The sequence below is a fragment of the Phenylobacterium sp. J426 genome (assembly GCF_024699945.1).
In the GTDB taxonomy this organism is placed as follows: Bacteria; Pseudomonadota; Alphaproteobacteria; order Caulobacterales; family Caulobacteraceae; genus Phenylobacterium.
Map to the genome: position 1 here is coordinate 1,400,732 of NZ_JAJOMY010000001.1, position 19,530 is coordinate 1,420,261.

Consider the following 19,530-nt stretch of genomic DNA (forward strand, 5'->3'; position numbering starts at 1 on the left):
GCGCCCGCACGTCCATCCGCTCAGAAGCCCATCATCATGACCGATCAAGCTCCCGCCCCCTACGCGGGCCCCAAGCGCGTGCTCTCCGGCGTCCAGCCGACGGGCGACCTGCACCTCGGCAACTATCTCGGCGCGCTCGCCAAGTTCGCCCGGCTGCAGCACGAGCAGCCGACCTTCATCTTCGTCGCCGACATGCACGCCATCACCGTGTGGCAGGAGCCGGCCAAGCTGAAGCAGCAGGTCCGCGAGATCGCCGCCGCCTATCTCGCCACCGGGCTCGATCCCAAGGTGGCCGCCATCTTCGCTCAGTCGGCGGTGCCCGAGCACGCAGAGCTCGCCTGGATCTTCAACTGCGTCGCCCGCCTCGGCTGGCTCGACCGGATGACCCAGTTCAAGGAGAAGAGCGGCAAGCACAAGGAGCGGTCCAGCGTCGGCCTGTACACCTATCCCGTGCTCCAGGCGGCCGACATCCTGGTCTACAAGGCGACCCACGTGCCGGTCGGCGACGACCAGAAGCAGCACCTGGAGCTGACCCGCGACATCGCCCAGAAGTTCAACAACGACTTCGGGGCGCCGGGCTTCTTCCCGCTGCCGGAGCCCCTGACTCAGGGGCCGGGCGCGCGGGTGATGAGCCTGCGGGACGGCTCGGCCAAGATGTCCAAGTCGGACCCGTCGGATCAGTCGCGCATCAACCTGACGGACGACGCCGACGCCATCGCCGGCAAGGTGCGCAAGGCGCGCACCGATCCGGATCCGCTGCCCGAGACCGTTGAGGGCCTCGAAGGCCGGCCGGAAGCCAGGAACCTGGTGGGCATCTATGCGGCGCTGGCCGGCAAGACGGACGCCGAGGTGCTGGCCGAGTTCGCGGGCCAGGGCTTCGGGGCGTTCAAGCCGAAGCTGGCCGATCTCGCGGTCTCGGTGATGTCGCCGATCGGCGGCGAGATGCGCCGGCTGCTGGCCGATCCGGCCGAGATCGACCGCGTGCTGGAGGATGGCGCCCGCCGCGCCCGCGAGATCGCCGCGCCCGTGACGGCCGAGGTCAAGCGCCTCGTCGGCTACTGGGCCGGCTGACCGGCTGCGCGGCGCCCGCTTGCCTCCCGCAGCCGGGCGCCGCACCGTCCCCGCATGAGCACCAGCAAGCGCAAGTTCCTGGTCGTCGCCGACGACACGCCGGAGTTCCAGGCGGCGCTGCGCTTCGCCTGCCGGCGGGCGCGGTCGACCGGGGGCCACGTCGCCCTGCTGCGGTGGATCGAGCCTGCGGTGTTCGAGCACTGGTCGGGCGTGCGTGACGAGATCGAACGCCAGCAGCGTCAGGAGGCCGAGGCCTCGCTGCAGCAGTCCGCCGAGTTTGTCCTGGCCGAGACGGGCCTGCCGCCCGAGTTCCTCATCCTCAACGCCGACGGCGCCCGGGCGGCCCTGAAGCAGGTGCTGTCCGAGGACGAGGACATCAAGGTGCTCGTGGTGGCCGCCGCGGCCGGCGGACGGGGGCCGGGCCCGCTCGTCGCCTCGATCGCCAAGGACGGCGTGCGCTGGGGCGCCCGCAAGGTCCCCGTCACCATCGTGCCCGGCGACCTTACCGACGCCGAAATCGCCGACCTGGCCTGAAGCCCCTTCGCTTTTAGGGCAGGGACAGCGCGCCTCCGGGTCCGGCCGCATGGCCGGCCCGAGGATGAGCTCCGCGGGCAGGGTGGGTGCGTGTGATTCAAGCCTCGCGCCCGCAGAAGGCTCTCCGGGCCGGCTTCCGCCCGGTCATGGCGCCTCACGCGTCCCGCTAGCCTCGCCCCCCTTCCCGGAAGAGGAGCGATTTCGGGAACGCTTGCGCCGCACCCGCCGCGGGGCCACATCTGGCCCATGTTCATCCAGACCGAAGCCACGCCGAACCCCGAGGTCCTCAAGTTTCTGCCCGGGCGCGCGGTGCTCGCCGACGGCACGCGGGACTTCCGCTCGCCCGAGGAGGCCGCCGCCTCGCCCCTGGCCGCCGACATCTTCGACATCGAGGGCGTGCAGCGGGTGTTCTTCGGTCCGGACTTCCTGACCGTCGGCAAGCACCCGTCGTTCGACTGGCCGCATCTGAAGGCGCCGGTGCTGGCGGCGATCATGGACCACTTCACCTCGGGCCGGGCGCTGTTCGCGCAGGAGGGCGGCGAGGCCGGGGGCCACGACGAGGGCGTCTACGAGGGCGAGACCGCCCAGATCGTCGCCGAGATCAAGGACCTGCTGGACACCCGCATCCGCCCGGCCGTGGCCCAGGACGGCGGCGACATCCTGTTCCACAGGTTCGAGCCCGACACCGGCGTGGTGTGGCTGAACATGCGCGGGGCCTGTTCCGGCTGCCCCTCCTCGACCGCCACGCTGAAGTCCGGCGTGGAGAACATGCTGAAGCACTACGTTCCGGAAGTGACGCGGGTGGAGCAGACGCTCGGCTAGCGGAGGCCGCGTCCTTCCGCTAACCCCGCCGCATGATCGTCCTGGGGCTCGACACCTGCCTGAACGCCTGCTCGGTCGCCGTCCTGGACGGCGAGCGGGTTCTGGCGCATCGCGCGGAGGCCATGGCCCGCGGCCACCAGGAACGGCTCGCCCCGATGGTCCAGGCGGCGATGGCTGACGCCGGCCTCGCCTTCGACCGGCTGGCGCGCATCGGCGCGACCGTGGGCCCGGGCTCGTTCACGGGCCTGCGCGTCGGGGTCGCCTTCGCCAAGGGTCTGGGCTCGGCGCTGGGCGTTCCGGCCGCGCCGGTCGGCGTGCTCGAGGCGCTGGCGGCCGAGGCCGAGGGCCTCGTGGCGGCCGCCGTCGACGCCCGGCGCGACCAGGTCTATCTCCAGGTCTTCGACGGCGGTCACGCCCTGATGGCGCCCGACGTCCTGCCGATCTCGACCGCCGCCGCCCGGCTGGTGGAGCTCGCGCAGGGGCGGCCGTTGACGCTGGTGGGTTCCGGCGCCGCCCTGCTGTCCGACGTGGCGCCGCACGCGCGCCGCCTCGCGCCCGAGGGCTGCGACGCCCGCAAGGTGGCCGCGCTTGCAGCCGCGCGGGCGCCGGGGCCCCTGAAGCCGCTCTACCTGCGGGCGCCCGACGCCAAGCTGCCGGGCGGGCGCACGCCCGAATGAGCCGGGCGGCATGAAGCTCCGCGTCGCCGAGCCCGAGGACGCGCCGTTGCTGGCCAAGCTCCACGCCCAGGCTTTCGAACGCCCCTGGGACACAGCCGCCTTCGTCAGGCTGATGGCCGGCTCGGGCGCTTTCGGCTTGCTGGCCGAGGCCGAAGCGCCGCTCGGTCTGGTGCTCTGCCGCGCGCTGGCCGGCGAGGCCGAGATCCTGACCGTCGCCGTGCCGCCGCCGGCCCGCCGGCGGGGCGTCGCCAAGGCGCTCATGACCGCGGCGCTGGGCCTGGCGCGCGAGTCCGGCGCGCAGGCGGCCTTCCTGGAGGTGGACGTCGACAACGCCGCCGCCATCGGTCTCTACGAAGGCCTCGGCTTCGAGCGGGCGGGCCTCCGGAAGGCTTACTACGACCGCGGCGCGGCGGGGCGCGCCGACGCCCTGGTCATGCGTCTCGACCTTGGAACGCAAGGCCACTAGACCTATCCTTGCGTCAAAGGACTGGAGGGCCCGTGTCGGACCGCATCGAAAAGCTCTGCGTCGAAAAGGGCATGCGCATGACCGAGCAGCGCCGGGTGATCGCCCGCGTGCTCTCGACCTCCAGCGACCATCCCGACGTCGAGGAGCTGCACCGCCGCGCGCACGCCGTGGACCCTCACATCTCGATCGCGACCGTCTACCGGACTGTCCGCCTGTTCGAGGAGTCCGGCATCATCGACCGCCTGGACTTCCGCGACGGGCGCTCCCGCTACGAGGAGCACTCCGACGAGCACCACGACCATCTCATCGACATGAAGACCGGCAAGGTGGTGGAGTTCGTCGATCCCGAGATCGAGGCTCTCCAGGAGGCCATCGCCCGCAAGCTCGGCTACAAGCTGGTGGACCACCGGCTCGAGCTCTACGGCATGCCCATCGAGGACTAGTCGCCTTGCGTAGGGGCCGCGCGGACCCCATAACGCCCGCCATGTCCGAGACCGCGCCCGCCAAGCGCCTCTACATCAAGACCTACGGCTGTCAGATGAACGTCTACGACAGCGAGCGCATGGCCGACGTCCTTGCGCCGCTGGGCTATGGCATGACGGACGATCCGGCGGCTGCGGACCTGGTGGTGCTCAACACCTGCCACATCCGCGAGAAGGCCACCGAGAAGGTCTATTCCGAGCTCGGCAAGCTGCGCGAGATGCGCGACGACCGCCTCGCCGAGGGCGGCCCGCGGATGACCATCGCCGTCGCCGGATGCGTGGCCCAGGCCGAGGGCGAGGAGATCATGCGACGGCAGCCGGCGGTGGACCTCGTGGTCGGGCCGCAGGCCTATCACCAGATGCCCGAGCTGATCGCCCGCGCCCACCGCGCCCGCGGCGAGCGGCTGGCCGCCGACTTCGCCGCCGACGAGAAGTTCGACGCCCTTCCGGTGGCGCGTCGGCCGAACGGCGTCTCGGCGTTCCTCACGGTGCAGGAGGGCTGCGACAAGTTCTGCACCTTCTGCGTGGTGCCCTACACCCGCGGCGGCGAATGGAGCCGGCCGTCGGGCGACATCGAGGCCGAGGCCCGCAGCCTGGCCGAACAGGGGGTCCGCGAGGTCACCCTGCTGGGCCAGAACGTCAACGCCTACGCCGGTGACGGCGGCCTCGCCGGCCTTGTCCGGCGGCTGGCGATGATCCCGGGCCTCGACCGTATCCGCTACACCACAAGCCACCCCCGCGACATGGACGACGCCCTGATCGCCGCCCACGGCGAGGTCGAGGCGCTGATGCCCTATCTGCACCTGCCGGTGCAGGCGGGCTCCGACAAGATCCTGCGGGCGATGAACCGCTCGCACACCGCCGAGAGCTACCTCCGCGTGATCGAGAAGATCCGCGCCGCCCGTCCCGACATCGCGCTCTCCGGCGACTTCATCGTGGGCTTTCCCGGCGAGCGCGACAGCGACTTCGAGGCCACCCTGCAGCTGGTCCGCGAGGTGGGTTACGCCTCCTGCTTCTCGTTCAAATACTCCCGCCGGCCGGGCACCCCCCGCCGCCGCCATGCCCGGTCAGGTCGCCGAGGAGGTCAAGGACGAGCGCCTGGCCCGCCTCAACGCCCTCCTCGACGAGCAACGCCTGGCGTTCAACCGGGCGCAAACGGGTCGGACGCTAAACGTGCTGTTTGAGAAAGCCGGCCGTCACCCCGGTCAATTGGTGGGCAAGAGCCCCTATCTTCAGGCCGTGCATGTCACCGCCCCGGATCGGATGCTGGGCCAGATCGTTCCGGTGAAGGTTGAAAGCGCCGCCCAGAACAGTCTGGCCGGCGCGCTGGAACTGGAACCCGCTTGAGCCGCGCACCCGAATTCATCGCCCTGTCCGACGACGCCGTCCGCGCGGTCGCCGGCCTGAACAGCCGTCACGCCGCCCTGATCGAGGACGCCTTCGGGGTGTTGATCGAAACACCCGGCGGCGGCGTCTCCGTGAGCGGGGACACCAAGAGCCGCAACCAGGCCAAGAAGGCGGTGCACACGATCGCCGACCGGGCCGACCAGGGGCTGGAGGTGGCGGAGGCCGACGTGCGCGTCGCCATCGGCCAGGCCCGCGCCGGTTCCGCCGCGCCAGGAACCACCAACCTGCCGGTCGGTCGTCGGGGCCAAGTGGCCCCGAAGACGGCCACCCAGGCTCGCTACCTGCAGGCGCTCGCCGAATGCGAGCTGGTCTTCGGGCTGGGGCCGGCGGGCACGGGCAAGACGTTCCTGGCCGTGGCGCACGGCGCGGGCATGCTGCTGCAGGGGGCCGTTGACCGCTTGATCGTCTCGCGTCCCGCCGTGGAAGCCGGCGAGCGGCTAGGGTTCCTGCCGGGCGACATGAACGAGAAGGTCGACCCCTACATGGCGCCGGTCTGGGAGGCGCTCACCGACATCCTGGGCGCTGAGCAGCTTCGTCGCCGGCGCGAGAAGGGTGAGATCGAGGTGGCGCCGATCGCCTTTCTGCGCGGCCGCACGCTGAGCCACGCCTTCGTCATCGTCGACGAGGCGCAGAACGCGAGCCGGGCGCAGATGAAGATGGTGCTGACTCGGCTGGGCGAAGGCTCTCGTATGGCGGTGACGGGCGATCCGACGCAGATCGACCTCCCGAATCCCGCGGACTCCGGTCTCGCCCACGCCGTCGGGCTGCTGGATGACGTGAAGGGCATAGGCGTTGTCCGCTTCTCGTCTGAGGACGTGGTCCGTCACCCGCTGGTCGAGCGGATCGTGCGTGCCTATGACGCCGATGCGGCGAAGCGCGGGCGGACGGTTTGATCGACATCGAAGTCGAGGAGCCCGCCTGGGTCGCGACCCTGCCGGACGCCGAGGGCCTGACACGTCGCGCCGCCGAGGCCGCGCTGCTCAGCAACGGCGCGAACGCCGAGGGCCTGACCCTGCTGCTGACGGACGATGATGGCGTGCGCGACCTGAACGCCCGCTTCCGTGGCAACGACAAACCCACGAACGTGCTGTCGTTTCCGGCTGCAGCGAACCCCGAGAACCACCTTGGAGACATCGCTCTGGCCTTCGGGGTCTGCGAGCGCGAGGCGGCCGACCAGGGCAAACCGCTGGCGCACCATCTGCAGCATCTCGTGGTGCATGGCGTGTTGCACCTTCTCGGACACGACCACATGAGCGAAGATGAGGCTGAGGCGATGGAAAGCCTCGAGCGCGTCATCCTGGCCGGACTGGGTATCCCCGATCCCTACGCGGCTGGTGAGGGAGAGAATGACTGACGACCCTTCGAGTAGGCCCGGCCCGGGCCGCCGCCGTGGGCTGATGGCCCTCGTCGGCTTCTTCCGTCGCGCGGCCGAGCCGGCCAACGCCACGGGGCCCGAGCCGGAGACAGAGGCGACCGGCGAACTGGTGAACCAGGCCCGCGCCTTCCAGGACCTGCGCATCGAGGACGTGATGAAACCGCGGGCGGATATCGTCGCCGTGGACCGCAGCAGCAGCTTCGCCGAGGTCGTTGCGCGGTTCGTGGAGGCCGAGCACAGCCGGATGCCGGTCTACAAGGACACCCTCGACGAGCCGGTAGGAGTCGTCCACGTGAAGGACGTCTTCAAGCTGCTGGCGCGCAAGACCCGCAAGCCCAAGCCTGAGGACCAGATTCTGCAGGGCCGCTATCAGTTGGTGCGGAAGGTCCTGTATGTGCCGCCCTCGATGGCGGCGGCCGAACTGCTGGCTCTGATGCGTACGCGGCGTACGCACATGGCGCTGGTGATCGACGAATTCGGCGGAACCGACGGCTTGGTGACGCTCGAGGACCTGCTCGAGAAGCTCGTGGGCGAGATCGCCGATGAGCACGACGAGGAGGGTGACCTCGGCTTTAGCCCGATCGTCGAGGACGACGACGGCTGGATCGCGGATGGCCGCGCGCCTCTCGAGGAGCTGGAACACGCCATCGGCGAAGGGGTCGACCTGGCGCCCGAAGATCTGGACGAGGAAATCGAGACCGTCGCCGGTCTGGTGAACGCTCTGGCGGGCCGTGTGCCCCAGAAGCGCGAGCGGATCGACCATCCGGATGGCTTCTCTATCGAAGTGCTCGCAGCCGACCCGCGGCGGGTTAAGCGTGTTCGCGTGCGCCGGACGCCTGCAGCGGCTCCGGCCGAGGCCTGAGCCACGTCTTGAACCGTAACGGGCTTATCCGCCTCTGGGCGCTGCTGGGTGGTCTTGCCGCCGGCCTCGCCCATCCGCCCTTTGGCCTCCTGCCGGGGCTGCTCGGCTATGCGCTGATCCTCGCGACGCTGGAGGCGGACAGCCCAAGGCCGATGCGCTCGGCCTTCTTCCGCGGCTGGCTGGGTGGCGTCGGCTACTTCGGGATATCCACCTGGTGGATCGTCGAACCCTTCCTTGTGGACGTTAAGGTCCACGGCTGGATGGCGCCTTTCGGCATCGTCGCCATGGCTGGCGGGCTGGCGCTGTTCTGGGGCGTTGCGGCGCTGGTCTACCGTGCCCTCAGGCCGGAAGGCCCCTGGAAGGTTCTGGTGTTCGCCGGCTGCTTCGCGGGTTTCGAATGGCTTCGTGGGCATGTCCTCACCGGCTTCCCCTGGAACCTGCCTGGCGAGGCGTGGCGGGCTGGCGGCGCGCCATCCCAAGGGGCGGCGCTGGTCGGCGCATACGGCCTCACCTGGATCACTCTGGCCGTGGCCGCGGCGCCGGCTGTGTTCGGCTTCAGACTCGGTCGAAGTCCGGTGATCGCCACGTTGGCCCTGGCGCTGGCGGGTCTCGCCGGCCTCTACGGCTACGGCTGGAGCCGGCTGCGCGGGGAGCTTCCGGCTGCGCCGGCCGACGCGCCGCGCATCCGCGTGGTGCAGGCCGACATCGATCAGAAGGACAAGTGGAAACCGGAGAACCTGCGGCTGATCTTCGACAGCTACGCCGGTCTCACCCGGCGGCCCGCTGCTGCGGCGCCAGAGATCGTCGTTTGGCCCGAAGGCGCGTTACCGGCCGTTATTGACGACCTCATAGCCCCGGGATCGATCTACGGTCCGCTGCTGGTGGACGCGCTGCAGGAGGGGCAAACTCTCCTGATGGGCGCCAATCGCGCCGAACTCGCGCCGACTGCGGATGGCTTGGCCGATGTCCGCTACTTCAACAGTCTGGTGGCGTTCCGGCGCGAGGGCGGTGGCCTGCGGGTCACCGGCGTCTACGACAAGCACCGGCTCGTGCCGTTCGGCGAGTACCTGCCGCTCGGGGACCTGGCCACGCGGCTCGGCATTCGCAGCTTGGTGCACATGCCCGAAGACTTTTCGGCCGGTCCGCCGCCCCGGCCGCTTGCGCCCTGGGGCGCGCCGGCCCTGCAACCGTTGATCTGCTACGAGGCGCTGTTCCCCGGCTTCGTTCGGGCCGGCGCCGGACGCGAGGGAATCCGGCCGACGTGGATCCTGAATGTTTCCAACGACGCCTGGTTCGGCGGGACGAGCGGCCCCTTACAGCACCTCAACCTCGCCAGCTATCGCGCCATCGAAGAAGGCCTGCCGATCGTTCGATCGACGCCCACCGGCGTCTCGGCCGTGATCGACGGGTATGGCCGCGTGCTTCCAGGGGCGCGGCTGGGGCTCGGCGAACTCGGCGTGATCGATGCGAAGCTTCCGCCGCCGCTCGCCCCGACACTATACCACCGGCTGGGCGATGCGCCGTTCGGGGCGATGCTCGTGCTGTCCGCGCTGGCGGTTTGGGCGGGCCGCGTTCGTCGACCGTGATTATCTGACGCAGTCGCGGGATGGTTGCGATTCGGCGGAGCTTCGTTATGGGGCTTGCATGAACACTTTCGTCGAGATCGATCGCGACGCGCCGAACCCTGTGGACCGGCACGTCGGCCTGCGCATCCGCATGCGTCGCAAGGAGCTGGGGATGAGCCAGGAGCGGCTCGCCGACTCCATAGGTCTCACGTTCCAGCAGGTGCAGAAATACGAGCGGGCCACAAACAGGGTCAGCGCGTCCAAGCTGTGGGAGATGGCCCAGGTGCTGCGCACCAACGTCGGCTACTTCTACGAAGGCCTGGGCGACGGGAACGATGGCGGCTCACAGGTCAAGTCAGAGCCCTTCCAGGACTTCCTGCTTTCCAACGAGGGGCTGGAACTGGCGCACCTGTTCCCCAGAATCCGGGAGGCGCGGGTCCGGCGCAAGATCCTGGATCTCATTCGCGCCATGGCCGATGAGCCGGATACCGTTAGGGCCTGACCCGCCGCGTCCCTTGGCCGCTTGGCGGGACATAAAGATTTCTTTATAGGCTTGCGGACCGTTCGACGGCCGCCCGGGGTGTGCGGCCGCGCCAAGCCCCGGAGCTAAGCGTCTTGAGCCGTTCCAATTACATCTTCACCAGCGAAGCGGTGTCCGAAGGCCATCCGGACAAGGTCGCCGACCGGATTTCCGACACCGTTGTCGACGCCTTCCTGTCGGTCGAGCCGGAGGCGCGGGTCGCCTGCGAAACCCTGGTCACCACGAACCGCATCGTGCTGGCGGGTGAAGTCCGCGCCGGCAAGCCGGGCGGGTCGAAGGCCGAGAACAAGGCGCTGACCAAGGAGATCGTGAAGTCGCTGGAGCCAAAGGTTCGCGCCGCGATCAAGGACATCGGCTACGAGCAGAAGGGCTTCCACTGGCAGAAGGCGAAGTACGCCTGCCATCTCCACGAACAGTCCGCCCATATCGCCCAGGGCGTGGACGCGTCCGACAAGAAGGACGAGGGCGCCGGCGACCAGGGCATCATGTTCGGCTACGCCTCGGACGAGACGCCCGAGCTGATGCCGGCCACCCTGCAGTACTCGCAGAACATCTTGAAGCGCCTGGCCGAGGTGCGGAAGTCGGGCGAGTGCGTCGTGCTCGAGCCTGACGCCAAGAGCCAGGTGACGATCCGCTACGAGGACGGCAAGCCGGCCGAGATCCTGCAGATCGTCGTCTCGACCCAGCACAAGAAGCGACTAGGCGACCAGATCGCCACGCCGAAGCGCCTGGCCGAGGTGATCAAGCCGTACGTCCTGGAGGTCGTGCCGGAAGGCCTGATCACCCGGAAGACCAAGTGGCACATCAACCCGACGGGCCGGTTCGAGATCGGTGGGCCGGACGGCGATGCGGGGCTCACCGGCCGCAAGATCATCGTCGATACCTACGGCGGCGCGGCCCCGCACGGCGGTGGCGCGTTCTCGGGCAAGGACCCGACGAAGGTGGACCGCTCGGCCGCCTATGCCTGCCGCTACCTCGCGAAGAACGTGGTCGCCGCGGGCCTGGCGAGGAAGTGCACCATCCAGATCAGCTACGCGATCGGCGTGGCCCAGCCGCTGTCGTTCTACGTCGACCTGCACGGCACGGGCGAGGTCGACCCCGCGCAGCTGGAGAAGGTGCTGCCGGAACTGATCGGCGGCGCGACCCCGCGGGCGATCCGCCAGCACCTGGGCCTCAACCGTCCGATCTACGCCCGCACGGCGGCCTACGGCCATTTCGGCCGGACGCCCGACAATGAGGGAGGCTTCTCGTGGGAGAAAACCGACCTCGTCGACGAGCTGCGCAAGCTGACCTGATGGGCCTGAAGGCGTGGGCGCGCGCGCTCAAGCGTGACACCCACGCCGTCTGGCTGGCGGCAAAGGATCCTCGCACGCCGTGGCACGCCAAGGCGCTTGCGCTGGCCGTCGCCGCTTATGCGCTGTCCCCGATCGACCTGATCCCCGACTTCATTCCGGTGCTGGGACTGCTGGACGATCTGATCCTCGTCCCGGCGGGTCTGTGGCTGGCGATACGGCTCATCCCGGCCGAGGTGATGGCCGAGCATCGCACCGCCGCCGAGGCCGCAGCGCAGCGACCGGTGAGCCGATGGGCGGCGGGCGCGGTGATCGTGCTCTGGATTGTCAGCGCGGCGCTCCTCGCCCTCGCCGCGGCGCGCGCCCTGCGCTAGAGGGGCGCCCATGTCGGACAACCACCCCCCGCTCCGGTCGTACGGTCGCATCAAGTCGCGCGTCATCAAGCCCCGCCAGGCCGCGCTGATGGACACCCTGCTGCCGTCGATCCGGCCGCCGGAGGGGTCCTTCACGCCGGCCGACCTGATGCCGGGCGCGGCCGAGGCGTGGCTGGAGATCGGCTTCGGCGGCGGCGAGCACATGGCCGCCCAGGCCGCCCGCCGTCCCGAGGTGCTCATCATCGGCGCCGAGCCGTTCCAGAACGGCGTGGCCAGCGCGCTGCGCCACATCGACGAGCAGGGGCTGAAGAACGTCCGCGTCCACGACGGCGACGTGCGCGAGCTGATCGCCCGGCTGCCGGAGGCGAGCCTCGACCGCGTCTTCATCCTGTTCCCGGACCCGTGGCCCAAAGCGCGGCACAACAAGCGCCGGCTGGTGCAGCCGGACACGGTGGCCGAGCTGGCGCGGGTGCTGAAGCCCGGCGCGAAGCTGCGCTTCGCCAGCGACTGGGCCGACTACGTGGACTGGAGCCTGGAGCGGATCCTAGCGGACGGCCGCTTCCAGTGGGCCGCGGGGCGCGCGGACGACTGGCGGATCCCGCCGGCCGACCACGTCACCACCCGCTATGAGGAGAAGAAGCTGGGCGACTGCGCGCCCGTCTTCCTCGACTTCGTCAGGCTCTAGGTCAGTCCTTGGCCTTGTAGGCTTCGATCGAGGCGCGGATCAGATCGGCGGCCTCCTCCGGATCGGCCCAGCGCACGATATCGACGCTCTTGCCCTTCTCCAGGTCCTTGTAGTGCTTGAAGAAGTGGGCGATCTGCTCCGTCAGGATGGCGGGCAGCGCGCGCCAGGAGTCCACGCCGGCGTAGAATGGGTGGAGCTTGTCCACCGGCACCGCCAGGATCTTCTCGTCGCCGCCGGCTTCGTCGCGCATGATCAGGGCGCCGATCGGGCGGACTCGGATGATGGCGCCCGGCACCACCGGCGTCGGACCCACAACGATCACGTCCATCGGGTCGCCGTCGTCGGCGAGCGTGTGCGGGATGAAGCCGTAGTTGCCCGGGTAGTACATCGCGGTGTGCAGGAAGCGGTCGACGAAGATCGCGCCGGAGTCCTTGTCCAGCTCGTATTTCACCGGCTCGCCGCCCTGCGGGATCTCGATGATGGCGTTGACGTCGTACGGCGGGTTCTCGCCGACGGGGATCTTGGAGAGGTCCATGGGGAGGTGACCTTCAGGTGACACACAGAGGCGCGCTCTGTGGGCGATGCGCGGTCGGGAGTAAAGGGGCGCGAGGAATGAGGGGAGCCAAATGGTGCAGCTCTCGCCGAACGCCTCGCGTCGACGCGCCTTGCAGATGGGTTCACTTGTCAAAAATATCGCGGTCCGAGCTGCCACTTTGTTCACTGCGCCTCATGATGCCGCAACGAGCCAAGATTTTAGCGGGAGCCGAGAATGATCCGGACGGCGAGCTGTGAGTGCGGAGCCATGACGGCGACCTGCGAGGGCGAGCCGATGCGGATCTCGGTGTGTCACTGCCTCGACTGCCAACGGCGCACGGGCTCGGTGTTCGGCGCCCAGGCCCACTGGCCGGAAGATCGGGTCAGGCTTACGGGCGAGGCGCGCGAGCACACGCGGCGCGGCGACGAAGGCTACTGGTCCACCCGCTCGTTCTGCCCGACCTGTGGGGTGACCGTCTGGTACCGCATCGAGCGGCGGCCTGGGATCATCAGCGTGCCGACAGGCGCCTTCGCCGACCCGAGCTTTCCGGAGCCTGGGTTCAGCGTCTGGGAGGAGCGGCGGCATCCCTGGGTGCGGATCGAGACCGAAGGGCCGATCGAGCGGATACGGTAGGGGACTTCCAAGACCCACGCGCGTCCGCTATATTCCCCTCCAACATCGCTGATCGCGCTGGATAGCGCCTTCAAGCGGCGGGCTCCGGCCCGACCGCTTTTTTCTTTGCCGGAGGCCTGGGCCTTACATGCGCGGGAAGACCGCCGAGGACCTGAGATTGCTGGAGATGCTCGATCCCGTGGCCGAGGCCGCGGGCTACGAGATCGTCCGCGTGCGCCTGATGGGCGGCGAACGCAACGTGCGCCGCCTGCAGATCATGGCCGAGCGCCCGCAGGACGGGGACATGAACGTCGAGGACTGCGCCAAGCTGTCCCGCGCCGTGTCCGAGGTGCTGGACGCCGCCGACCCGATCTCGGGCGAATACACGCTGGAAGTCAGCTCGCCCGGCGTCGACCGGCCGCTGACCCGGCTGAAGGACTTCGACACCTACGAGGGCTACGAGATCAAGCTCGAGCTCGACCGCCTGGCCGAGGGCCGCAAGCGCTTCCGCGGCGTACTGGCCGGGACCGAGGACGGCCAGGTGGCCATCGACCTGGAAGGCGAGGAGGAGACGGCGCTCGTCCCCTTCGCCTGGATCGTCGAGGCCAAGCTGGTGCTCACCGATGACCTGATGAAGCGGGGCGCCGAGACGCGCGCTGCCCGCATCGCCGACGAACAACAGACTTCCGAGTAGAGGGACGAACCCCATGAGCCTGACCGGCATCTCCGCCAACCGGCTTGAACTCCTGCAGATCGCCGAGGCCGTGGCCCGCGAGAAGGCGATCGACAAGGAGATCGTCATCGAGGCGATCGAAGAGGCGATCCAGAAGGGCGCTCGCGCCCGCTACGGCGCCGAGCACGATATTCGCGTGCACATCGACGCCAAGACCGGCGAGACCACGATCAAGCGCGTGGTGACGGTAGTGGAGGACGACGCCCAGTTCGGCGGCGGCGTGGACGAGGACGGCAACGAGCTGCCGTTCGAAGAGCCGCCGGGCATCCTGCGCCTGTCGGACGCCAAGCGCCGCGACAAGGATGCGGTGGTCGGCAAGGTCTACGAGGAGCTGCTGCCGCCGTTCGAATTCGGCCGCGTGCAGACCCAGATGGCCCGCCAAGTCGTCATGGGTAAGGTCCGCGACGCCGAGCGCGAGCGTCAGTACGAGGAGTACAAGGACCGCGTCGGCGAGATTGTGAACGGCACCGTCAAGCGGGTCGAGTACGGCAACGTCGTCGTCGACCTGGGCCGCGGCGAAGGCATCATGCGCCGAGACCAGTCGATCCCGCGCGAGAACTTCAACATCGGCGACCGGATCCGCTGCTACATCTACGACGTCCGCCGCGAGACCAAGGGGCCGCAGATCCTGCTCTCCCGCGCGCACGGCGGCTTCATGGCCAAGCTGTTCGCGCAGGAAGTGCCGGAGGTCTATGACGGCGTCATCGAGATCCGCGCCGTCGCCCGCGACCCGGGTTCGCGCGCCAAGATGGCCGTCGTCTCGAACGACAGCTCGATCGACCCGGTCGGCGCCTGCGTCGGCATGCGCGGCAGCCGCGTGCAGGCAGTGGTGGCCGAGCTCCAGGGCGAGAAGATCGACATCATCCAGTGGAGCCAGGACGACGCCACGTTCATCGTGAACGGCCTGGCGCCGGCGGAAGTCTCCAAGGTCGTGATGGACGAGGAAGACGAGCGGGTCGAAGTGGTGGTGCCGGACGAGCAGCTGTCGCTGGCCATCGGCCGCCGCGGCCAGAACGTACGCCTCGCCTCGCAACTGACCGGCTGGCAGATCGACATCATGACCGAGAGCCAGGAGAGCGAGCGCCGGCAGCGCGAGTTCTCCGAGCGCACGGCCCTGTTCCAGGAAGCCCTGGACGTGGACGAGGTCATCGCCCAGCTGCTGGTCACCGAAGGCTTCGCCACCGTCGAGGACGTGGCCTATGTCGAGGCGGAAGAGATCTCGGCCATCGAAGGCTTCGACGAGGACACCGCCGACGAGATCCAGACCCGCGCCCGCGAGTACCTGGACAAGGAAGCCGCCGAGTACGACCAGAAGCGCCGCGACCTCGGCGTCGACGACGCCCTGCTGGAGATCGAGGGGATCACGCTGCCGATGGCGGTGGCCCTGGGCGAGGGCGGCATCAAGACCGTGGAAGACCTCGCCGGCCTGGTGCCAGACGACCTGCGCGGCTGGTTCGAGACCAAGAACGGCGAGCGCGTGCGTGAGCCGGGCATCCTCGAGAGCTTCGGCCTGGACGCCCAGGACGCCGAGCTCCTGATCATGCGCGCGCGCATCGTGATGGGCTGGGTGGAGGCGCCGGAAGAGCCGGAGATGGAAGAGGCACCCGAGGGCGAGTTCGCCGAGGGCGGGTTCGACGCCGAGCCGTCCGAAGATGCTGTCGCCGAGGCCGAAGCGGCCGGCGAAGCTCGCGACGCTTAAGGTCGGGTGAGGTGACCGACCATGGAGGCATCCGCCGCTAAGGCCCCATCCACCCTTGCCAAGGCGTCGCGAGAGCGACGGGACATTGTGTCGGGCGAGGTGATGGACGAGGCGCGGCTGATCCGGTTCGTGGTCGGGCCCGAGGGTCAGGTCGTGCCGGACCTGGCGCGCAAGCTGCCGGGTCGTGGCCTGTGGGTTGCGGCCGACCGGGTCGCGGTCGAAACGGCGGCGAAGAAGGGCCTTTTCGCCCGCGCGGCCAAGGCCAAGGTCCAGGCGTCGCCCGGCCTGGCCGATCAGGTGGAAATGCTGCTCAGGCGCCGGCTTTTGTCGGCCCTGGGCCTTGCGCGGAAGGCTGGCGACATTACCTCGGGGTTCGAGAAGGTCTCCTCCGCAATCCAATCCGGCAAGGCCGCGTGGCTGATCGAGGCGCGCGACGGCGCCGCCGATGGTCGCCGCAAGATCATGGCGATGGCGCGGAAACAGCAGTCGGCGCCGCGGGTTTTCGGCCTTTTCACCGCCGAGGAATTGGGTTTGGCCTTGGGCGGCGAGAATGTGATACACACCGCCTTCCTTGCGGGGCGAGCCGCCGAGCGCTGGGCCGAAGACGCCAGGCGCCTGGAGGGGTTCAGTCCGCTCCTTCCTGAGGATTGGCGCGAGGAGCCTATCGAGGCGAAGCGGGAGCCGTAGAGGTTTCCGCCTCGAACTGTTTGAAGACGTAGGGTCGGGATCCGCCCGACTGCTGAGTAAAGCGAGCGAATGAGCGACGAGAACAATAACGGCCGTAAGCCCCTGACCCTGAAACCGCGCGCCGCGGGTTCGGTCAGCTCGGGCACCGTGAAGCAGAGCTTCAGTCACGGCCGGACGAAGACGGTGGTCGTCGAGACCAAGCGCGCGCGCCCGCACGCCGCGCCCAGCGGCAACCTTGCCGCCCCGTCCAACGCGGAACGTCGCCAGTTCGACCCGAAGCCCGCGGCGCCCGCGCCGCAGGGCCAACGTCCCGCCCAGAGCGCACCGAACGACGGCCTCTCGGCCGAGGAACGCGCCGCGCGCCAACGCGCCATCGAACTGGCTCGCCAGCAGCAGGCGGCCCAGGAAGCCGAGCGCCGCGCCCGCGAGGAGCGCGCCCGCGCCGAGGCCGAAGCCGCTCGCGCCGCCCAGGCGGCGAGCCAGGCCGCCGCGAAGGCCGCCGAAGCTCCGGCTCCGCAGGCTCCGGCCGCGCCCCAGTCTCCCCCGCTCCAGCTGCGGCGGCTCCGGCTCCCCAGGCGCCGGCGTCTCAGGCTCCGGCCGCTCCCCAGGCCCCGGCAGCCCCGCCGGCCCCGGCCGCCCCGCAGGCCGCCGCAGGGCCGCGACCGGCCTCGCCGCAACCGTCGGCGCCGCGCCCGCCGCAGGGCGGCCAGACCCGGACCTATCAGCCCTCGGCGGATCGCCGCGACGATCGGCCGACCACGACGACCTATCGGCCGGAGCGCCCTGCCGGGCGCTTCGAGAACGCCAATTTCGGCCAGCGGGCGCCGCGCGCCGACGGCGATCGTCCGCGTCCGCCGCGCCGGGACGACGACCGCGGCCCGCGTCCGGACAACCGTGGCGATCGCCCGCAGGGCGCCCGGCCGGAAGGCGGCACCGTGCGCTACTCGGCGCTGGCGCCGCGTCCGGCGCCCGGCGGTCCGCGGGGCCCGGGTGGTCCCGGCGGCCCGCGCGGCCCGCGCACCGGCCCGGCTGCACCGCCGGCCACGCCTGAAATCCAGCGCGCGACGCGCTCGGCCCCGCGTCCGGGCGGCTCGGTCATGGACCGCCGCGACGATGATGACCGCCGCCGCGCGAACGACGCCGGCAAAGGCGCCATCAGCCGCGCCAAGGGCGCGCCGAACCGCCGCGAAGGCCGCCTGACAATCCAGGCCGTGGCCGGAGACAGCGAGGGGGCCGAACGTATGCGCTCGTTGGCCTCGGTTCGGCGGGCCCGGGAGCGTGAGCGCGAGAAGCGCAAAGGCGGTGTCCAGGAGCAGGCGCGCGTCGCCCGCGAAGTGGTCATCCCCGACGTCATCACCGTGGGCGAACTGGCCAACCGGATGGCCACCCGCGGCGTCGAGATCATCAAGTTCCTGATGCGTCAGGGCGTGATGCTGAAGATCAACGACGTCATCGACAACGACACCGCCGAACTGGTGGCCACCGAATTCGGCCACACCGTGAAGCGCGTGTCGGAGGCCGACGTCGAAGAGGGCTTCATCGGCGCGGAGGATATCGACGATCACCTGGAGCCGCGGCCCCCGGTGGTCACGGTCATGGGCCACGTCGACCACGGCAAGACCAGCCTGCTCGACGCCCTGCGCTCCACCGACGTCGTGTCGGGTGAGCACGGCGGCATCACCCAGCACATCGGCGCGTACCAGGTCCGCCTGGAGAACGGCCAGGCGGTGACCTTCCTGGACACCCCCGGCCACGCCGCGTTCTCGGCCATGCGGATGCGCGGCGCGAACGCCACCGACATCGTCATCCTGGTGGTGGCGGCCGACGACGGCGTCATGCCGCAGACGGTCGAGGCCATCAATCACGCCCGGGCCGCCGGCGCGCCGATCATCGTGGCGATCAACAAGATCGACAAGCCGGGCGCCGACCCGACGCGCGTGATCAACGAGCTGCTGCAGCACGAGATCGTCGTGGAAAGCCTGGGCGGCGACACCCAGGCGGTCGAGGTTTCGGCCACCGAGAAGATGGGTCTGACCGACCTCGTCGAGGCGGTGCTTCTGCAGGCCGAGGTGCTGGACCTGAAGGCCAACCCGGACCGCACCGCGGACGGCATGGTCATCGAGTCCAAGTTGGACAAGGGCCGGGGCGCCGTGGCCACCGTGCTGGTGAAGCGCGGCACGCTGAAGCGCGGCGACATCGTCGTGGCCGGCCCGAACTTCGGCCGCGTCCGCGCGCTGCTGAACGAGCGCGGCGAGCAGCTGAGCGAAGCCGGTCCTTCGGTGCCGGTGGAGATCCTCGGCCTGGACGGCACGCCCGATCCGGGCGAGCCCTTCGCCGTCGTGGAGAACGAGGCCCGCGCCCGCGAGCTCACCGAGTACCGCGTCCGCGTGAAGCGCGAGAAGGTTGGCTCGCCGGTCCAGGGCGCGTCCCTGGCCGACATGATGGCCAAGCTCGCCGACAAGAAGGTCTCGGAGCTGCCGGTCATTATCAAGGCCGACGTGCAGGGCTCGGCGGAAGCCATCGTGGGCTCGCTGGACAAGATGGGCACCGACGAGGTCCGCGCGCGGATCATCCTGTCGGGCGCCGGCGCGATCAGCGAGAGCGACGTGATGCTGGCGAAGGGCGCCGGCGCGCCGATCCTCGGCTTCAACGTCCGAGCCTCGAAGCAGGCCCGCGACCTCGCCGAACGCGAGGGCGTCGAGATCCGTTACTACGCGATCATCTACGACCTGCTGGACGACATCAAAGGCGTGCTCTCGGGCATGCTGGCGCCGATCCAGCGCGAAACCTTCCTGGGCAACGCCGAGGTCCTGCAGGCCTTCGACATCACGAAGGTCGGCCGGGTCGCGGGCTGCCGCGTCACCGAGGGCGTGGTCCGCAAGGGCGCGCGCGTCCGGATCGTGCGCGACGGCGTCGTCATCCTGGAGCTGGGTGTGCTCAAGACGCTCAAGCGCTTCAAGGACGAGGTCAACGAGGTGCCGTCCGGGCAGGAGTGCGGCATGGCCTTCGAAGGCTTCCAGGACATCAAGGCCGGCGACACGATCGAATGCTTCAATCTTGAAGAAGTAAAGCGTTCGCTCTAATCAGCCCCTGCTGCAAGCGATATGAAGC

General features: G+C 69.7%; 18 protein-coding genes and 3 pseudogenes. 20 read left to right on the top strand and 1 reads right to left on the bottom strand.

The annotated features are described in order from the left end of the window. The first annotated feature begins 36 nt into the window (after window positions 1-36). The 15 genes and pseudogenes from trpS (at window position 37) to trmB (ending at window position 12,153) form a co-directional block, all read left to right on the top strand. Complete coding sequence (gene trpS, locus LRS10_RS07330) at window positions 37-1,071, top strand: tryptophan--tRNA ligase (RefSeq protein ID WP_257836674.1); 1,035 nt, start codon at window positions 37-39, stop codon at window positions 1,069-1,071. 54 nt (window positions 1,072-1,125) lie between these two features. Continuing rightward, complete coding sequence (locus tag LRS10_RS07335) at window positions 1,126-1,605, top strand: universal stress protein (protein ID WP_257836675.1); 480 nt, start codon at window positions 1,126-1,128, stop codon at window positions 1,603-1,605. Window positions 1,606-1,851: 246 nt separating this feature from the next. Continuing rightward, window positions 1,852-2,427: a NifU family protein gene (locus LRS10_RS07340; protein WP_257836676.1), complete on the top strand. Its 576-nt coding sequence runs from the start codon at window positions 1,852-1,854 to the stop codon at window positions 2,425-2,427. Window positions 2,428-2,459: 32 nt separating this feature from the next. After that, window positions 2,460-3,104 (top strand): tRNA (adenosine(37)-N6)-threonylcarbamoyltransferase complex dimerization subunit type 1 TsaB, encoded by a 645-nt coding sequence (gene tsaB, locus LRS10_RS07345; RefSeq protein ID WP_374569624.1) that lies wholly within the window; start codon window positions 2,460-2,462, stop codon window positions 3,102-3,104. 10 nt (window positions 3,105-3,114) lie between these two features. Beyond that, the gene (locus LRS10_RS07350) at window positions 3,115-3,570 is read left to right on the top strand and encodes a GNAT family N-acetyltransferase (RefSeq protein WP_257836677.1); all 456 of its coding nucleotides are present in this window, start codon (window positions 3,115-3,117) and stop codon (window positions 3,568-3,570) included. 71 nt (window positions 3,571-3,641) lie between these two features. Then, window positions 3,642-4,013 carry a Fur family transcriptional regulator gene (locus tag LRS10_RS07355; protein WP_257839107.1) on the top strand — a complete coding sequence of 124 codons (372 nt, stop codon included), beginning with the start codon at window positions 3,642-3,644 and terminating at the stop codon, window positions 4,011-4,013. Between the two features lie 41 nt (window positions 4,014-4,054). Beyond that, a pseudogene (gene miaB / locus LRS10_RS07360) lies at window positions 4,055-5,399 on the top strand (tRNA (N6-isopentenyl adenosine(37)-C2)-methylthiotransferase MiaB). Further along, window positions 5,396-6,352, top strand: coding sequence for a PhoH family protein (locus tag LRS10_RS07365; protein WP_257836678.1), 957 nt, complete (start codon window positions 5,396-5,398; stop codon window positions 6,350-6,352). Before miaB ends, LRS10_RS07365 begins: the two are co-directional and overlap by 4 nt. After that, window positions 6,349-6,813 carry an rRNA maturation RNase YbeY gene (ybeY, locus tag LRS10_RS07370; protein WP_257836679.1) on the top strand — a complete coding sequence of 155 codons (465 nt, stop codon included), beginning with the start codon at window positions 6,349-6,351 and terminating at the stop codon, window positions 6,811-6,813. Before LRS10_RS07365 ends, ybeY begins: the two co-directional genes overlap by 4 nt. Beyond that, window positions 6,806-7,696 carry a hemolysin family protein gene (locus tag LRS10_RS07375; protein ID WP_257836680.1) on the top strand — a complete coding sequence of 297 codons (891 nt, stop codon included), beginning with the start codon at window positions 6,806-6,808 and terminating at the stop codon, window positions 7,694-7,696. The genes ybeY and LRS10_RS07375 overlap by 8 nt, the downstream gene beginning before the upstream one ends. An 8-nt stretch (window positions 7,697-7,704) precedes the next feature. After that, window positions 7,705-9,282 carry an apolipoprotein N-acyltransferase gene (gene lnt / locus LRS10_RS07380; protein WP_257836681.1) on the top strand — a complete coding sequence of 526 codons (1,578 nt, stop codon included), beginning with the start codon at window positions 7,705-7,707 and terminating at the stop codon, window positions 9,280-9,282. 58 nt (window positions 9,283-9,340) lie between these two features. Beyond that, window positions 9,341-9,763, top strand: a complete 423-nt coding sequence (locus LRS10_RS07385) for a helix-turn-helix domain-containing protein (RefSeq protein WP_257836682.1) — start codon at window positions 9,341-9,343, stop codon at window positions 9,761-9,763. Window positions 9,764-9,876: 113 nt separating this feature from the next. Next, window positions 9,877-11,097 (top strand): methionine adenosyltransferase, encoded by a 1,221-nt coding sequence (metK, locus tag LRS10_RS07390; protein ID WP_257836683.1) that lies wholly within the window; start codon window positions 9,877-9,879, stop codon window positions 11,095-11,097. Between the two features lie 8 nt (window positions 11,098-11,105). After that, window positions 11,106-11,468: pseudogene (locus tag LRS10_RS07395) on the top strand (YkvA family protein); the annotation flags it as partial. Between the two features lie 10 nt (window positions 11,469-11,478). Further along, window positions 11,479-12,153, top strand: coding sequence for a tRNA (guanosine(46)-N7)-methyltransferase TrmB (trmB, locus tag LRS10_RS07400; protein WP_257836684.1), 675 nt, complete (start codon window positions 11,479-11,481; stop codon window positions 12,151-12,153). A 1-nt stretch (window position 12,154) separates the two neighbouring features. On the opposite strand, the gene ppa is transcribed toward trmB, so the two are convergent. Continuing rightward, window positions 12,155-12,688 carry an inorganic diphosphatase gene (ppa, locus tag LRS10_RS07405; RefSeq protein ID WP_257836685.1) on the bottom strand — a complete coding sequence of 178 codons (534 nt, stop codon included), beginning with the start codon at window positions 12,686-12,688 and terminating at the stop codon, window positions 12,155-12,157. Window positions 12,689-12,922: 234 nt separating this feature from the next. Between ppa and LRS10_RS07410 the strand changes: the two genes are divergently transcribed. The 5 genes and pseudogenes from LRS10_RS07410 to infB all read left to right on the top strand — a co-directional run bounded on the left by LRS10_RS07410 (window position 12,923) and on the right by infB (window position 19,502). Beyond that, the gene (locus LRS10_RS07410; RefSeq protein WP_257836686.1) at window positions 12,923-13,321 is read left to right on the top strand and encodes a GFA family protein; all 399 of its coding nucleotides are present in this window, start codon (window positions 12,923-12,925) and stop codon (window positions 13,319-13,321) included. A gap of 127 nt (window positions 13,322-13,448) precedes the next feature. After that, window positions 13,449-13,994 carry a ribosome maturation factor RimP gene (gene rimP / locus LRS10_RS07415; RefSeq protein ID WP_257836687.1) on the top strand — a complete coding sequence of 182 codons (546 nt, stop codon included), beginning with the start codon at window positions 13,449-13,451 and terminating at the stop codon, window positions 13,992-13,994. Between the two features lie 13 nt (window positions 13,995-14,007). Continuing rightward, window positions 14,008-15,732 (top strand): transcription termination factor NusA, encoded by a 1,725-nt coding sequence (gene nusA / locus LRS10_RS07420; RefSeq protein ID WP_257836688.1) that lies wholly within the window; start codon window positions 14,008-14,010, stop codon window positions 15,730-15,732. Window positions 15,733-15,753: 21 nt separating this feature from the next. Next, window positions 15,754-16,419 carry an RNA-binding protein gene (locus LRS10_RS07425; RefSeq protein WP_257836689.1) on the top strand — a complete coding sequence of 222 codons (666 nt, stop codon included), beginning with the start codon at window positions 15,754-15,756 and terminating at the stop codon, window positions 16,417-16,419. A gap of 69 nt (window positions 16,420-16,488) precedes the next feature. Further along, window positions 16,489-19,502: pseudogene (gene infB, locus LRS10_RS07435) on the top strand (translation initiation factor IF-2). The last annotated feature ends 28 nt before the right edge of the window (window positions 19,503-19,530 follow it).

What these genes read in the sequence shown, in the direction of transcription:
- trpS (WP_257836674.1), top strand. Translation starts at nt 37, where the DNA reads ATGACCGATCAAGCTCCCGCCCCCTACGCGGGCCCCAAGCGCGTGCTC.
- LRS10_RS07335 (WP_257836675.1), top strand. Translation starts at nt 1,126, where the DNA reads ATGAGCACCAGCAAGCGCAAGTTCCTGGTCGTCGCCGACGACACGCCG.
- LRS10_RS07340 (WP_257836676.1), top strand. Translation starts at nt 1,852, where the DNA reads ATGTTCATCCAGACCGAAGCCACGCCGAACCCCGAGGTCCTCAAGTTT.
- tsaB (WP_374569624.1), top strand. Translation starts at nt 2,460, where the DNA reads ATGATCGTCCTGGGGCTCGACACCTGCCTGAACGCCTGCTCGGTCGCC.
- LRS10_RS07350 (WP_257836677.1), top strand. Translation starts at nt 3,115, where the DNA reads ATGAAGCTCCGCGTCGCCGAGCCCGAGGACGCGCCGTTGCTGGCCAAG.
- LRS10_RS07355 (WP_257839107.1), top strand. Translation starts at nt 3,642, where the DNA reads ATGCGCATGACCGAGCAGCGCCGGGTGATCGCCCGCGTGCTCTCGACC.
- LRS10_RS07375 (WP_257836680.1), top strand. Translation starts at nt 6,806, where the DNA reads ATGACTGACGACCCTTCGAGTAGGCCCGGCCCGGGCCGCCGCCGTGGG.
- LRS10_RS07385 (WP_257836682.1), top strand. Translation starts at nt 9,341, where the DNA reads ATGAACACTTTCGTCGAGATCGATCGCGACGCGCCGAACCCTGTGGAC.
- trmB (WP_257836684.1), top strand. Translation starts at nt 11,479, where the DNA reads ATGTCGGACAACCACCCCCCGCTCCGGTCGTACGGTCGCATCAAGTCG.
- ppa (WP_257836685.1), bottom strand. Translation starts at nt 12,688, where the DNA reads ATGGACCTCTCCAAGATCCCCGTCGGCGAGAACCCGCCGTACGACGTC.
- LRS10_RS07410 (WP_257836686.1), top strand. Translation starts at nt 12,923, where the DNA reads ATGATCCGGACGGCGAGCTGTGAGTGCGGAGCCATGACGGCGACCTGC.
- rimP (WP_257836687.1), top strand. Translation starts at nt 13,449, where the DNA reads ATGCGCGGGAAGACCGCCGAGGACCTGAGATTGCTGGAGATGCTCGAT.
- nusA (WP_257836688.1), top strand. Translation starts at nt 14,008, where the DNA reads ATGAGCCTGACCGGCATCTCCGCCAACCGGCTTGAACTCCTGCAGATC.
- LRS10_RS07425 (WP_257836689.1), top strand. Translation starts at nt 15,754, where the DNA reads ATGGAGGCATCCGCCGCTAAGGCCCCATCCACCCTTGCCAAGGCGTCG.